The sequence below is a fragment of the Micropepsis pineolensis genome, assembly GCF_055392125.1.
The window spans coordinates 1,218,641-1,233,421 of sequence record NZ_AP042408.1 but is presented as its reverse complement, the minus strand read 5'-3'; the positions used below and the strand labels follow the sequence as shown (position 1 = coordinate 1,233,421).

Annotated in this window: 10 protein-coding genes and 1 tRNA gene; 5 read left to right on the top strand and 6 right to left on the bottom strand. The window is 59.0% G+C overall.

Features of this window, described 5'->3' with window-relative positions; all coding sequences use genetic code 11:
* Positions 1-3 precede the first annotated feature (3 nt).
* Both ACZ5RI_RS05500 and ACZ5RI_RS05495 read right to left on the bottom strand, forming a co-directional pair.
* Positions 4-78: transfer RNA gene (locus ACZ5RI_RS05500), tRNA-Val, on the bottom strand.
* Positions 79-186: 108 nt separating this feature from the next.
* Positions 187-861, bottom strand: a complete 675-nt coding sequence (locus ACZ5RI_RS05495) for an HAD-IA family hydrolase (protein ID WP_464515107.1) — start codon at positions 859-861, stop codon at positions 187-189.
* A gap of 164 nt (positions 862-1,025) precedes the next feature.
* On the opposite strand from ACZ5RI_RS05495, the gene glmU reads away from it, so the two are divergent.
* The 4 genes from glmU (at position 1,026) to ACZ5RI_RS05475 (ending at position 7,900) form a co-directional block, all read left to right on the top strand.
* Positions 1,026-2,330 (top strand): bifunctional UDP-N-acetylglucosamine diphosphorylase/glucosamine-1-phosphate N-acetyltransferase GlmU, encoded by a 1,305-nt coding sequence (gene glmU, locus ACZ5RI_RS05490; RefSeq protein WP_464515106.1) that lies wholly within the window; start codon positions 1,026-1,028, stop codon positions 2,328-2,330.
* A gap of 101 nt (positions 2,331-2,431) precedes the next feature.
* On the top strand, positions 2,432-4,258 hold the full coding sequence (glmS, locus tag ACZ5RI_RS05485; RefSeq protein WP_464515105.1) for a glutamine--fructose-6-phosphate transaminase (isomerizing): 1,827 nt from the start codon (positions 2,432-2,434) through the stop codon (positions 4,256-4,258).
* A 200-nt stretch (positions 4,259-4,458) separates the two neighbouring features.
* Complete coding sequence (locus ACZ5RI_RS05480) at positions 4,459-6,240, top strand: tetratricopeptide repeat protein (protein WP_464515104.1); 1,782 nt, start codon at positions 4,459-4,461, stop codon at positions 6,238-6,240.
* On the top strand, positions 6,233-7,900 hold the full coding sequence (locus ACZ5RI_RS05475; protein WP_464515103.1) for a tetratricopeptide repeat protein: 1,668 nt from the start codon (positions 6,233-6,235) through the stop codon (positions 7,898-7,900). Before ACZ5RI_RS05480 ends, ACZ5RI_RS05475 begins: the two co-directional genes overlap by 8 nt.
* Here the strand turns inward: ACZ5RI_RS05475 and cysN are convergent.
* The 4 genes from cysN to ACZ5RI_RS05455 form a co-directional block, all read right to left on the bottom strand.
* On the bottom strand, positions 7,897-9,786 hold the full coding sequence (gene cysN / locus ACZ5RI_RS05470) for a sulfate adenylyltransferase subunit CysN (RefSeq protein ID WP_464515102.1): 1,890 nt from the start codon (positions 9,784-9,786) through the stop codon (positions 7,897-7,899). The two genes, ACZ5RI_RS05475 and cysN, sit on opposite strands and share 4 nt — an antisense overlap.
* Positions 9,786-10,688, bottom strand: a complete 903-nt coding sequence (gene cysD, locus ACZ5RI_RS05465) for a sulfate adenylyltransferase subunit CysD (RefSeq protein ID WP_464515101.1) — start codon at positions 10,686-10,688, stop codon at positions 9,786-9,788. Before cysD ends, cysN begins: the two co-directional genes overlap by 1 nt.
* Before the next feature lie 46 nt (positions 10,689-10,734).
* A complete protein-coding gene (locus ACZ5RI_RS05460) occupies positions 10,735-12,186 on the bottom strand; it encodes a mannose-1-phosphate guanylyltransferase/mannose-6-phosphate isomerase (RefSeq protein ID WP_464515099.1) in 1,452 nt (483 codons plus the stop codon).
* A 197-nt stretch (positions 12,187-12,383) separates the two neighbouring features.
* On the bottom strand, positions 12,384-13,466 hold the full coding sequence (locus ACZ5RI_RS05455) for a tetratricopeptide repeat protein (RefSeq protein WP_464515098.1): 1,083 nt from the start codon (positions 13,464-13,466) through the stop codon (positions 12,384-12,386).
* 116 nt (positions 13,467-13,582) lie between these two features.
* Here ACZ5RI_RS05455 and galU point away from each other — a divergent pair, with 116 nt between their 5' ends.
* Positions 13,583-14,479: a UTP--glucose-1-phosphate uridylyltransferase GalU gene (gene galU, locus ACZ5RI_RS05450; RefSeq protein WP_464515097.1), complete on the top strand. Its 897-nt coding sequence runs from the start codon at positions 13,583-13,585 to the stop codon at positions 14,477-14,479.
* Positions 14,480-14,781: the final 302 nt, after the last annotated feature.

The following is a 14,781-nucleotide window of genomic DNA, read 5'->3' as shown; positions in this document are numbered from 1 at the left end:
GAATGGTGGGCGCGACAGGGATTGAACCTGTGACCCCTCCCGTGTGAAGGGAGTGCTCTCCCGCTGAGCTACGCACCCGAACCAAGGCCGAAAGAATGGCCGCCCCCAACGAATTGGGTCGGCAGGCTATAAAGCCCAGCCCCCCGCTTCGTCAAGCGTCCCCCCCGGTGAAATCCACCGCCGGGTTTAAGATTTTTTGCCCAACAGACGGGCCGCGGCAGCCGGAACATCGGCAAAGCCAGCCACCAGAGCGTCAGCCCCAAGGGTTTCGACCGGGTCCGGAGTGTAGCCATAGGGCAGGATAATCGCCGGAATTCCGCCATTATGGGCGGTTTCGACATCGGTAATGCTGTCACCCACCATCACGGCCTGCGCCTTATCGGCCCCAATATCGGCCAGCACTTCGGGCACCAGCCGGGCGTCGGGCTTGCTATAGGGCCGTTTACCCGAGCCATAGACCACCGGGAAAAATTCCGCCAAGCCCATGGCGGGCAGAATCGCTTCGGCCAGGGCGTGGGGCTTATTGGTCAGCACCGCCATTTTGGCCCCTTTGGCTTTTAGGGCCGTCAGGGTCTCGATCACGCCGGGATAGGGGCGGCTTTTTTCCGCCACGCAAACCTCGTACAGGCTGAAATATTCGTCAAACAGCCCATCCAGACGGGACGGATCGACCGGATCACCGGTGATTTCAAAGGCCCGCTGGATCAGAATCCGGGCGCCACGGCCAACCAGATGGCGTAATTCCTCTGCATTGATTAAGCGTCGGTCCACGCGCATCATCAGTTGGTTCAAAGCATCCAGAAGGTCGGGCGCGGTATCGACCAGTGTGCCGTCGAGATCAAAAATGAAAGCTGGGGACATGGGAGAGATGAGTTTCCTGTAACTTGGCAACGAGAAGGGATAAGCGTCCTGTCATCTGGCAATAATGCGTTGCAAATCGTAACTTTACCCATAAGCCAGAGCAGGGTTATCGAACAAGCATGACAAAAGCGGGAATCATTTTGGCCGCAGGCCAGGGTAAGCGGATGAAGTCCGCCACCTCAAAAGTAATGCATAAAGTGGCGGGCTTGCCGATGCTCGGCCACGTTATTAACGCCCTGCGCGACGGCGGCGCAGAAAAAATCGTGGTGGTGACACACGCGGGCGGCGAAGCCGTGCGGGCCTTTGCCCACAGCATGGGGGCCGCCACCGTGGTGCAGCAGGAGCAGCTTGGCACCGGCCATGCCGCCGCCGCCGCCGCCAACGCGCTGGAAGGCTTCGACGGGCCGGTTCTGATCGCCTATGGCGACATGCCGCTGGTCAAGGATCAGACCTTTGCCGCCGCCTATAACGCGCAGGAAAAGACCGGTCTGTGCCTGACCGCCTTCAAGCCCGCCGATCCGGCGGCCTATGGCCGTGTTGTGCTCGACGCCGATGGCTTCCTGCACCATATCATCGAATTCAAGGATGCCAGCCCGGCCCAGCGCGACATCAAGCTGTGCAATTCCGGGATTCTGGCCCTCAGCGCCAGGGATCTGTTCCGCTGGACCGCCGCGCTGAAGAACAACAATGCCCAGGGCGAATATTACCTGACCGATGTGCCGGCCATGGCCCGGGAAGAAGGTATGCACTGCACCGTGCTGCTGATGGCCGCGGATGAAGCCATTGGCGTCAATAGCCGGGCCGAGCTGGCCTCGGCCGAGGCCGCTATGCAGACCCGTCTGCGTAACGACTACCTCAACGAAGGCGTCACCATGGTCGATCCGGCCACGGTGTATCTGTCGCACGATACCAACATCGAACCCGATGTCATTATCGAACCGAATGTCTTCATCGGCCCCGGCGTCACCATCCACAGCGGTGCGGTGATCCATTCTTTCAGCCATCTTGAAGGTGCTGACGTCGGTAAGGGTGCGCAAATCGGCCCCTTCGCCCGCCTGCGCCCCGGCGCGGTGCTGGAAGAAAACGTCCATGTCGGCAACTTCGTCGAAGTGAAGAATGCCCGGTTGGAAAAAGGTGCCAAAGCCAATCACCTGACCTATCTCGGCGATGCGCGGGTTGGTGCGGGCACCAATATCGGGGCCGGAACCATCACCTGCAACTATGACGGCTACAACAAAAGCCATACCGACATTGGTGCAGGCGTCTTTATTGGTTCCGACACCGCACTGGTGGCCCCGGTCAAGGTGGGCGATGGTGCCGTGATCGGTGCCGGTTCGGTCATCACGCGGGATGTGGCGGCCAACGCCCTGGCGCTGACCCGTGCCGAGCATCGCGAATTGCCGGGGGCAGGCGAGCTGTTCCGTGCCCGCAAGAAAGCCATCAAGGAGAAAAGCCTCAAGCATTCCTGATCGGATGCTTGTGGTTCACTGTATTTTGCCGCGCCGCTGCCCCAAACGCTTTCACCGCGCTTTTCGGGTAAGCGGCGCTACAGAACAAAGGATAGTCAAGTATGTGCGGCATCGTCGGCATCGCGGGTACCAAAGACTGCGCCATCGACATTCTGGAAGCGCTAAGGCGTCTGGAATACCGCGGTTATGATTCCGCCGGTATTGCCACCCTGAACCATGGCAAGCTGGTGCGCTGTCGGGCGGTCGGTAAGCTGGGAAATTTAAGTACCAAACTGGCGGGCCAGCCACTGCCCGGCTTTACCGGCATTGGCCATACCCGCTGGGCCACCCATGGCAAGCCCAGCGAAGCCAACGCCCACCCCCATGCCACGCCACGGGTGGCGGTGGTGCATAACGGCATTATCGAAAACTATCGCGAACTGCGCGCCGAACTGATTGCCAAGGGCCACCATTTCGAGTCCGAAACTGATACCGAGGTGTGCGCCCATGTCGTCGACCAGTATCTGGCCGAGGGGCTGAGCCCGGAACAGGCCGTGCTGGCCGCCGTGCGCCGCTTTACCGGGGCCTATGCTCTGGCGATGATCTTCACCGGCGAAGACGGCCTGCTGATCGGTGCCCGCATGGGCAGCCCGCTGGCGGTCGGCTTTGGCGAGACCGAAGGCTATATGGGATCGGACGCCTTTGCGCTGGCCCCGTTCACCAACCATGTTGCCTATCTCGAAAATGGCGATGTCGCCGTGCTGCGCATGAACAAGGTCACGATCTATGACGCCGAGGACAAGCTGGTCTCGCGCGAGGTCAAGGTGACCACGGCCTCGGTCGGGCTGGTCGACAAGGGTGGTTTCCGCCACTTCATGGCCAAGGAAATTCACGAGCAGCCCGAAGTCATCGCCCACACGCTGGCCCATTATATCGACCCCGACGGGCCGATTGCCCGCATGGATGATGCGCTGAAGGCGGCCTTCGCGGTGGCCTCTCGGCTGACCATCACCGCTTGCGGCACCGCCTATTACGCTGGTCTGGTCGGCAAATACTGGTTTGAGCAGCTGGCCCGTCTGGGTGTTGAAATCGATTACGCCTCGGAACTGCGCTATCGCGAGCCGGTCTACCCCGAAAAGGGTATGGCGCTGTTCATTTCGCAGTCGGGCGAAACCGCCGATACGCTGGCCGCCTTGCGCGAAGCCAAAGAGCAGGGTCAGACCACGGTAGCCGTGGTCAATGTGCCGGAAAGCTCGATCGCGCGCGAAGCCGATATTGTACTGCCGACCTTTGCCGGGCCGGAAATCGGCGTGGCATCGACCAAGGCCTTCACCTGCCAGCTGGCGGCACTGGCGGCCCTTGCCATTGCGGCAGGCCGCGCCCGCGGCCGGTTGAGCGAAGACGACGAAAAGGCCTTCGCGGCGGCGCTGTTGGAAACCCCGCGCCATATTGTCGAGTTCCTTAAGGACGAACGCAAACTGGCGGCACTGGGCAGCGACATCGCCAAGGCGCGCGACGTACTCTATCTCGGCCGTGGCTCCAGCTTCCCGCTCGCCCTTGAAGGCGCGCTGAAGCTCAAGGAAATCTCCTATGTCCATGCCGAGGGCTATGCCGCCGGTGAAATGAAGCATGGCCCGATCGCCCTGATCGACGAGAATGTGCCGGTGATCGTCATCGCCCCCTGCGACGCACTGTTTGAAAAGACGGTGTCGAACATGCAGGAGGTCATGGCGCGCGGTGGCAAGGTGGTGCTGATCTCCGACGCCGAAGGGCTGGCCCGCGCGGGCACCGGGGTCTGGGCCAAGGTCGAAGTGCCCAAGGCCGACAGCTTCATCACCCCGCTGATCTATGCGGTACCGGTGCAGCTGATTGCCTATTATGCGGCCGTGGCCAAAGGCACCGATGTCGATCAGCCACGCAATCTGGCCAAATCGGTGACGGTGGAATAAACCACGTACATTGCCTGCCTAAGAAAGCCTTTGCCCGTTTAAGCTGGCAAAGGCTTTTTTTATGGGCCACGGCGTTTTGCGGTTCTGCAGGCTCACTTTGCCCCATCACCGACGGACAAGGTTGAAATGCGTGCCGGTTTGCGCTCAACTGCGATCCATGGTGGTGTGCGGTATGCACCTCGGGGTGGATTTTAGACATAATGAACCAATTTCCCAGCGGTGATCCCAACCAGCTGTTCCAACAGGCGTTGGGCCTGCATCGCGCCGGTAAACTTCAGGAAGCTGTCGGGCTGTACCGCCAGCTGGCAGACCGCGTTCCCCCACAACCGCCATTGCTGAATCTTCTGGGGACAGCGGAGTTGCAGCTCGGTCAGTTTGAATCCGGGGCCGACCATCTTGCCCAATCGCTGAGGCTTAACCCGCACCAACCCGATAGTGCCGCGAACCGCGGCATTGCCCTGATGAAGCTGAACCGCCCAGCCGAGGCACTGGCCGCCTTTGATCAGGCTTTGAGTCAAAATAACCGACTGGTGCAAACCCATAATCAGCGCGGCAAAGCCCTTGCGGCACTGGGCCGCCACCGCGAAGCGGAGACAGCCTTTGCCGCTGCGGTGGCCCTGAAGCCCGACTTCGCCGAAGCCCAGTACAATCACGGCACTGAGCTGGAGAAACTCGATCGGCCGGCAGAAGCGCTGGCCGCGTTTGACCGGGCCATCGCCCACAAGCCGGATTATCTTAAAGCCAGACATAACCGCGCCAATGCACTACTTGCGCTGCAACGCCCCGAAGAAGCCCTAACCGTCTTTGATCATCTGATCGCCGAAGGGCTGTCAACCGCCGACGTGCACAACAACCGCGCCAGCGCCCTGATTGCACTGGACCGTTTCGACGAAGCTTTGGCGGCCACGGAACAGTCGATTGCCCTCGACGAGACGCAGGCAGGGCCCTACAGCAATCGCGGTCTGTGTCAGATGTACCTTGGCCGTTATGACGAAGCCTTGGCCAGCTATGAAGCCGCCCTAGTCCACGATGCTGGCTTTGCCGACACCTATTGGAACATGGCGCATGTTCGTCTGTTGCAGGGGGATTTTACCCGCGGGCTCGAGTTGTTTGAGTGGCGATGGAAAGTGCGCCCGCTCAATCGTGTCGCCCGCCAGTATGACCAACCGGCGTGGAATGGCGAAGATCTGCATGGGAAAACCGTGCTGGTGTATGCCGAGCAGGGCTTAGGCGATACCATCCAGTTCTGCCGCTATCTGCCCGAACTCGCCGCGCGGGGCGCACGGGTGCTGTTTGAGGTGCAAAAGCCCCTGATGACGCTGGTGCGTACACTGACGGATGAGGTAGAATTGATTGCAGCCGGGGCACCGCCGCCCGCATTTGACTACCACGCTGCGCTGATGAGCCTGCCGAGATTATTCCACATCACGCTGCAAACGATTACGCCTGCGCCGCCCTATCTTTTTGCCGATGCGGAAAAATCCGCCCACTGGCACAACCGGCTGAGCCCACGCCGTGCGCCACGCATTGGTCTGGTATGCTCCGGCAGCACGACCTATCGTAGGGTTGATGCACGGCGCAGCATAGCGCTAGAGAATTTTGCGCCTTTATTTTCCCGACCGTATGAATTTCATCTGCTGCAAAAAGAAATTCTCCCTGCCGATCAGACCGCGCTGGGACGGTGGCCGCAGGTCAATTGTCATATGGGGGAACTGGATGATTTTTCTGATACCGCTGCGCTGGCCACCCAGATGGATGTAGTGATTTCGGTCGACACATCAGTGGCGCATCTGGCCGGGGCGATCGGCAGACCGCTGTGGTTGCTGCTGCCCGACGTGCCAGACTGGCGCTGGCAACTGGAACGCAGCGACACCCCTTGGTACGCTACGGCAGAATTGTTCCGCCAACCGTATGCTGGCGATTGGGCCACAGTCATAGATGCGGTTGGCACCGCCATAGATCGGAAATTTTCTCATGCCTGATACAGCCGCCGATTTTGCATTGGTCTTTCAACAAGCCGCCGCATTACAAAAGGACGGTCACATTGCCGAAGCGGCCGAGCTCTGCGCCCCTCACCGGCACTGTGATTTCACGCCACTGCTCAATCTGATCGGTGTACTGGATTTACAGCTGGGCCATTTTGAGGACGGCGTTGCGATGCTGGACCGCTCGCTGCAATTCAATACCACGCAGCATCAGGTTCTGTGCAACCGGGGCTATGGGTTGGAAGCCTTAGGGCGTCTGGATGAGGCAGAAGCAAGTTATGCCCGCGCCATCAAGATCGCGCCGGATTATGCCCGCGCCTACGCCAATCATGCCAATGTGCTGGAAATGCTTGGCCGTATGCCGCAAGCCCTCGCCGCCGCCGACCGCGCCATTGCCCTGGCCCCCAATATCGCCGAGGCGCATTGCAACCGCGCCAATGCGTTGCGCAAGCTGGCCCGGTTGGAAGAAGCACTGGTATCAATCGACAATGCACTGGCGCTGGCACCACGGGCTGCCGTGCTGCACAACAATCGCGGCAATATCCTGCGCGAATTACAGCGCCCGGAAGATGCACTGGCCGCCTTTGATCTGGCGATCAAACTGAAGCCCAACTACACCGAAGCCCATACCAACCGCGGCAACGCCTTGCGCGATCTAAAGCGCTATGACGAGGCCATAGCCAGCCATGACGCCGCGATTGCTCTGGCCCCCGGCGCCCCGTCGGCCTATTGGAACAAGGCGCTGGTGGCACTGTTGACCGGAGATTATGCCGAGGGCTGGCGGCTGTTTGAATGGCGCTGGCAAAGCGATTCCTTAAAAGGCTCCGTTCGTACCTTTGATGCGCCGCGCTGGAACGGCACAGAAGATATTCGTGGCAAAACCCTGCTGGTGTATGCCGAGCAGGGCTATGGCGACAGCGTCCAGTTCTGCCGTTATGTCCCGCTGCTTTTGGAAAAAGGCGCGCAGATTATTTTTGAAGCGCCCCGCAGTCTGTTGCCGCTGCTCGCCACACTTAAGGGGGCGGAACATATTCGCTTCATCGCGGCGGGGGATCCACTGCCCGCCTTTGACTGGCACATTGCCCTGATGAGCCTGCCGCTGGCGTTTGAGACCCGGCTGGACACCATTCCGTCGGAACATCCCTATCTTGCGGTTGATCCGAACCGGCAGGCGCAATGGCATACCCGTCTGGGCGAGAAGAAACGCCCCCGCATTGGCCTGTGCTGGTCCGGCCGCCCCGGTCAGGCCCCGGATCGCAAACGCAGCGCCGCGCTGGCCGATTTTGCTCCGCTGTTTGCACTGCCGTTCGACTTTCATATCCTGCAAAAGGATATCCGGCCAGAAGATGCGGCATTGGTGGAGCAGTTCACAAACCTTACAACGCACACGGATGATCTTGCCGACTTTGCCGACACCGCAGCCCTGATTGCGGAAATGGATCTCAACCTGTCAGTCGACACATCCGTTGCCCATGTCTGCGGGGCCACCGGGGCCGAGGTTTGGCTGATGCTACCGTGGGTGGCCGAGTGGCGCTGGCTTACCGAACGCACCGACAGCCCGTGGTACCCAACCGCCACCCTGCTACGCCAGCCCCATTTTAGCGATTGGTCTGGTTTGATGGATCTGACGATAGCGCGGCTGAAAGACCGGTTTTAGCCGAGATAGCCGCTCTCACGCAGAATGCGCACCACCGCTGCCGCGTGAGTGGCGGCATCTGCATCCCCGGTCAAGGCGATTTCGGGATTCTCCGGCGCCTCATAAGGGCTGTCGATACCGGTGAAATTCTTGATCGCCCCGGCCAGAGCTTTTTTATAGAGCCCTTTGGGATCACGTTTAATGCAGGTCTCAATCGGGGTATCAACAAAAACCTCGATAAACTCGTCCGCCCCCATCATTTCACGCGCCATACGCCGTTCCGAGCGGAAGGGGGAAATGAACGAGACCAGCACGATGATACCGGCGTCAACGAACAGCTTGGCGGTTTCGGCGACGCGGCGAATATTCTCGACCCGGTCCGCATTGGTAAAGCCAAGATCGCGGTTGAGGCCGTGGCGGATATTATCGCCATCCAGAACATAGGTGTGCCTGCCTTCGGCAAACAAACTCCGTTCGACCAGATTGGCCACGGTCGACTTACCCGAACCAGACAGGCCGGTGAACCATAGGACCACTGGTTTCTGCCCCTTCTGAGCAGCACGGGCAGTTTTGTTCACATCCATCGCCTGCCAATGCACATTGGAGGCGCGACGCAGCGAGAAATCGATAAACCCGGCCCCGACCGTGGCATTGCTGTAGCGGTCGATCAGGATAAAACCGCCGGTTTCGCGATTATCCTGATACGGATCGAACCCAACAGGGCGGGAAAGTGAAATATTGACCACGCCAATTTCGTTGAGCTTCAACGTTTTGGCGGCCAGCTTTTCCAGCGAATTGACATCGATCTGATGCTTCAGCGCGGTAACCTGTGCTGGTACTTCGGTCGTGGCCAGTTTCAGTAAATAGGACCGCCCCGGCAACATCGCCTCGTCCGCCATCCACAGCAGTTTGGCAGCAAACTGATCCGACACTTCTGGCCGCGCATCGGGGGCGCACAGCATGTCACCACGCGAAATATCCACCTCGCGATCCAGCGTCAGGGTTACGGCATCCCCGGTATCCGCGCCAGTCTGATCGCCATCGGCGGTAATGATGCGGACGACTTTGGCGCCCTGCCCCGAACCGGCAACAACAATGTCATCACCGGCATTAAGGTGCCCACCCGCCAGCGTACCGCAGAACCCACGAAAATCTGCGTTCGGACGGTTTACCCACTGCACCGGAAACCGCAGCGGGCCTGCACTTGCTGCCGCGACATCAATGGTTTCGAGATAGTCGATCAGCGTCGGCCCGTCATACCAGGCGGTGCGCGCACTGCGGCTGAAAACGTTATCGCCTTCGCGGGCCGAAAGTGGAATGGCACGAATATCCACAAACCCAAGCGTTGCAGCAAACCGGTTAAACTCCGCCGCTATCGCCTCGAACTTCGTTTGCGAAAAATCGATCAGGTCGCATTTATTCACTGCCAGCACGACATGGCGAATCCCCAGCAACGATACGATACAGGCATGGCGACGGGTTTGGGTCAGAATCCCTTTGCGGGCATCGACCAGAATAACCGCCAGTTCAGCATTTGATGCCCCAGTGGCCATGTTGCGGGTATATTGCTCGTGACCGGGGGTATCGGCGACAATGATTTTGCGCTTCTCGGTGGCGAAGAAGCGATAGGCCACATCAATGGTGATGCCCTGTTCGCGTTCAGCCTCCAGCCCATCGACCAGCAGGGCATAATCAATATCGGTGCCATTGGTGCCGAATTTCTGCGAGTCTTTTTTTAAGGTCGCCAGATGATCCTCAAACAAAAGCTTGGAATCATAAAGCAGCCGCCCGATCAGAGTTGATTTGCCATCATCGACCGAGCCGCAGGTCAAAAAGCGTAACAGGGTTTTCTTTTCCTGCTCGGCCAGAAACGCTGCCAGAGAGGCTGAACTTGTCGATGCGGGCATCAGAAATACCCCTCTTTCTTTTTCTTTTCCATCGATGCGCTTTCATCGGCATCGATCAGGCGGCCCTGACGTTCCGAGGTCCGCGCCGCAAACATTTCAGCAACGATTTTTTCCAACGTGTCGGCATCGGATTCAATCGCACCGGTCAGCGGATAACAGCCCAGCGTGCGAAAGCGCACCATACGCTCCACGATTTTCTCACCGGGGCGCAGCTTAAGCCGGTCATCATCCACCATAACCAGCGTGCCATCGCGTTCAATAACCGGGCGCGGCGCCGCGAAATAGAGCGGCACAATCGGAATATTTTCCGCCAGAATATATTGCCAGATATCGAGCTCGGTCCAGTTCGACAGTGGAAACACCCGGATGCTTTCGCCCGGATTGATGCGGGTGTTATAAAGGTGCCAGAATTCCGGCCGCTGGTGTTTGGGGTCCCAGGCATGGCTGGGGGTACGGAACGAAAAGATGCGTTCCTTGGCCCGCGACTTTTCCTCGTCCCGACGCGCCCCACCAAAGGCGGCATCGAAACCATAAAGGTCCAGCGCCTGTTTCAGCGCTTCGGTTTTCATCACCTGGGTGTGCAACCCGGAACCGGAATCGATTGGATTGATCCCGCGGCGCACGCCATCCTGATTGATGTAGACCTTAAGATCGAGCCCAAGCCGCTTTGCCGTGGCATCGCGAAAGGCAATCATCTCGCGAAATTTCCAGGTGGTATCAACATGCAGCATCGGAAATGGCGGCGGGGCGGGATAAAACGCCTTGCACGCCAGATGCAGCATCACCGACGAATCCTTGCCGATGGAATACAACATGACGGGATTGGCAAAACTTGCCACCACTTCACGAAAGATATGAATACTTTCGGCTTCTAACTGTTTAAGATGGGATTGTGACGCCATTGATGAAATTCCTGGCTAGCGCCACCCCAAACAGCGCCGCCTTGTTTTAAGTGATGTCCGATGTTGGTTCCGCTGGCTTAAGGCATCCCGCATCGAAGCGGACAATGTCATCGCCACCAAGATAGGGGCCCGACTGCACCTCGATCACGCAGAGCGGAACCTTGCCCGGGTTCTCCAGCCGGTGTTTTTCACCCAGGGGAATATAGGTCGACTGATTTTCGTGCAGGATCGAAACCTTGTCACCACAGGTGATCCGCGCCGTACCTTCCACCACCACCCAATGCTCGGCCCGGTGATGGTGCATATGCAACGACATCCGCCCGCCCGGTTTGATGGTGAGATGATTGACCAGAAAGCGATCCCCGGTATCAATCGTTTCGTGGCTGCCCCAGGGGCGGAAGATGGCGGAGTGTTCCACCGCCTCGGTCCGGCCAGCGGCTTTAAGCTGATCCATGATCGCCTTGACATCCTGGGCCTTGCTTTTATCGGCAACCAGAACGGCATCCTTGGTATTGACGACGACCAGATTATCAACCCCGACCAATGCCGTCATCCGCTTGTCGCTGCGCACGAAGCTATTGGTGGTATCCGCAGCAAACACATCGCCGACGAACACGTTGCCAGCTTCGTCATGCGGCTGAATTTCCCACAGCGACGACCAGGAACCAACATCGTTCCAGCCAATCGAGCAGGGAACCACCGCCGCTTTATCGGTATGCTCCATCACCGCATAGTCGATCGAAATATTGGGCACCGCGGCAAAACTGGCGGCATCAAGCCGGACGAAATCCAGATCGCGCTGCGCCTTTTCCAGCGCCAGACGCACCTGCGGTAAAACCTCGGGCGCATGACGATCCAGCTCGGCCAGCATAACGTCGGCACGGAAAACGAACATGCCGCTGTTCCACGAATAATTCCCGGCGGCCAGATAGCCCGCAGCGGTTTCGGCATCAGGCTTCTCGACAAAGCGTTTAACCTTATACGCCCCGGCGGTACCAGCGGTCTCATCCGTACGCTGAATATAACCAAAACCGGTTTCCGGCGCGGTCGGCGTAATCCCGAAAGTGACAATAAAACCGGCCATAGCTGACTTGACCGCTTCGGCAACCGCTGCGCTGAAGGCCGCGCTGTCGCTGACGACATGATCGGACGGCAGCAACAGGACAATGCCACGCGGGTCAGCCTCGGCCGTCATCAGGGCCGCCACCGCCGCCGCTGGCGCGGTGTTGCGCCCGATCGGCTCCAGCACAATCGCCCCCGGCTTGACGCCAATGGTCTGCATCTGCTCGGCGACGAAAAAACGGTGGTTGTCGTTACACAACAGGAAGGGGGCTGCGCTGCCGGGTAAGGCGGCGCGCAGAATCGTTTCCTGTATCATGGTGCGCGGACCATGCAGAGACAGGAGCTGCTTGGGCAATGAAGCCCGTGACAAGGGCCAAAGACGCGTCCCCGATCCACCCGACAGGATGACCGGAAAAATCCGACTATTACTTGTCATAAGCGATCCCATAAGCCTATTAAGCCGCCATCAGACGGCCCTGGTGGTTATAACGGTTTCGCGCAGGCGGGAATAACGAAAATACGATCTGGCACAAACCGAAACGTCAAAAAAGCATATTATTGTTTTCACAATCCCCGGCACAACGTCAAGGGTGGCAACATTAAACCGTCCGGAATCCCCCTTCGGGTCCACGATCATTGATGAACCGCCAGACAATCGAGCCCCCGCGCCGATAAAGCCCGGCACACTGCCGCCGCCGTCGCAGAACTGTCAACGACAGCGCGCAGGCGATAAAAACGCCCGCGATCCGGCAGATCGGCCACCATCACCACCGGCGACAGCCCCGCCAATGCCCCATCGGCCTGCCCGGCAAAATGGTCCCACGCCCCCATCGCCACATCGCGACTGCGGTAGGAACCCAATTGTATGGCGTACCCACTGGTTTCAACCGCGGGCGCAGATATTGAAGCCGGATGAGGAGGTGCCCGACGAACAATTTTATGTGCCGATGCCGCGCAAGTGGGGGCCGACGGCAGACTTAAGCGTAAGGCCGGTCCGGCAGACCTGATGCAATCGGCAACCTTACGTGATGCACCGACCGCAACATCGCCCGCCGATGAATTAGGACGGTGCACCGGACGACGCAGATGCACCAAGCCAAAATCCTCGGTGGGATCGGTTTTATCAGCCGGTTGAGAATTCGCCGCAATATCAGGATACGTTCTATCGATGTCAGCGCGCGCCAGAACGGCCAACTGAAACTCTGGCGCCAGGGTCTGCGCCCGATCAAAATGGGCCCGCGCCGCCACGATATCCTTCTTCGCCAGCGCAATGGCACCTAAACCATAATGGGCATAAGCACCGGATGTATCAGCCTGCCCATCCGCCAGCGTCAGCACGGTCTCATAATCGCGCCCGGCTTCCTCCAGACGGCCGGCCAGCCGATAGTCGTTGGCCCGATTGTTCAGGGCTGGGGTATAATGCGGCATAATACTCAGCGCGGCGGAATAATCGGCAATCGCACTATCGGCTTCACCGACGCAGTCCCACGCCACACCACGATTGAACAGTGCCAGAACCCTCTCTTCGGGCGACAGGTCCGCCGAGGATAATGCCGTCGAGAAATCCCCGACAGCCCGCTCGTAAGCCGCATCTGAAATGTGGGCAAGACCATCCTGCAGTGCAGCATTGGCAGTATTTCCAGCAAACGCAGCACCCGCGCATAACAAAAACGCCAGCGCCCCCAAATGCCCCATGATAACGCGGCCGAAATGCATTGATCTCTTCTCCGCTTTGGGTTTTATTGTAAATATTCGCGTCTGACTTGGCAATGAGACGCGGCGTTTATAGAGATTGTATCCGTCCAATCTTCAGTCTTTTTTCGGGATATTCGATGACGTACGCCAGACACGTTCGCAAAGCCGTCCTGCCGGTCGCCGGATTGGGTACGCGCTTTCTGCCCGCCACCAAAATCATCCCCAAGGAAATGCTGCCCGTGGTCGACAAGCCCGTGGTGCAGTATGCCGTAGAAGAAGCGCTGGAGGCAGGGATCGAGCAATTCATCCTGGTCACCAGCCGTGGCAAAGGGGAGATCGAAGATCATTTTGATCTCGCCTACGAGCTGGAAGCCGTGCTTGGCGAACGGGCCAAAACGGTCGAGCTGGACGGATTGCATGCCATGCTGCCACCGGCAGGCACATTCGCCTTTGTGCGCCAACAGCAGCCGCTGGGCCTGGGCCATGCGGTGTGGTGCGCACGGAATTTCATTGGCGATGAGCCCTTTGCGGTGCTGCTGCCGGACGATTTGCTCGTCGGCAAGCCCAGCGGTTTGGCGCAGATGGTGCAATCCTATCACGATGTCGGGGGCGGCTGTATCATCGCAGCGGAAGAAAAGCCCCTGGAAGAAGTTAAACGCTATGGCGTAATTGACCCCGGAGCCAGAAATGGCCGCGCGACCGAGGTTAAGGCTTTGGTCGAGAAGCCCGCCCCCGAAGATGCCCCGTCAAGGCTCTGCATCATTGGCCGCTACATCCTGCAGCCACAGGTGTTTGGCGAGCTTGCCAAGGGTAAGCGCGGTGCCGGGGGTGAAATTCAGCTGACCGATGCCATGGCCAGCCTGATCGGGCAGATGCCATTTCATGCCGTCGAAACCAGCTGCGCCCGTTATGACTGTGGTGACAAGGTCGGCTATTTAACCGCCAATCTGGCAGTGGCGCTGGAACGGCCCGACATTGCACCGGGCTTACGCGCCGCGATACAGCAATTAGAGCTGCGTGGCATTAAGCTCTAACGTTGCCCCAATATACTGTTATGGATCAGGATCAGCGCTTGGTGACAAGCGCCTGAGACTGAGGTGGGGTCGTAGCAGCAACCTCACCACCACTGGCACCATCTGACAAGACAATACCGAAACCGACCACCACGATGGGGCTGGCCCTCTGCGGCCCGGCGTCAGAAGCACACAAAATGCATGGATGGTGCCGGAAAGATGCTGTCGTGGCCGAGTGCAGCGACGTGCCAAAGGCAAAGGCGGCCTGCACCACAAGCAGGGATGCAATGATTGCACATATCGCGATTGGACGTACCATAGCG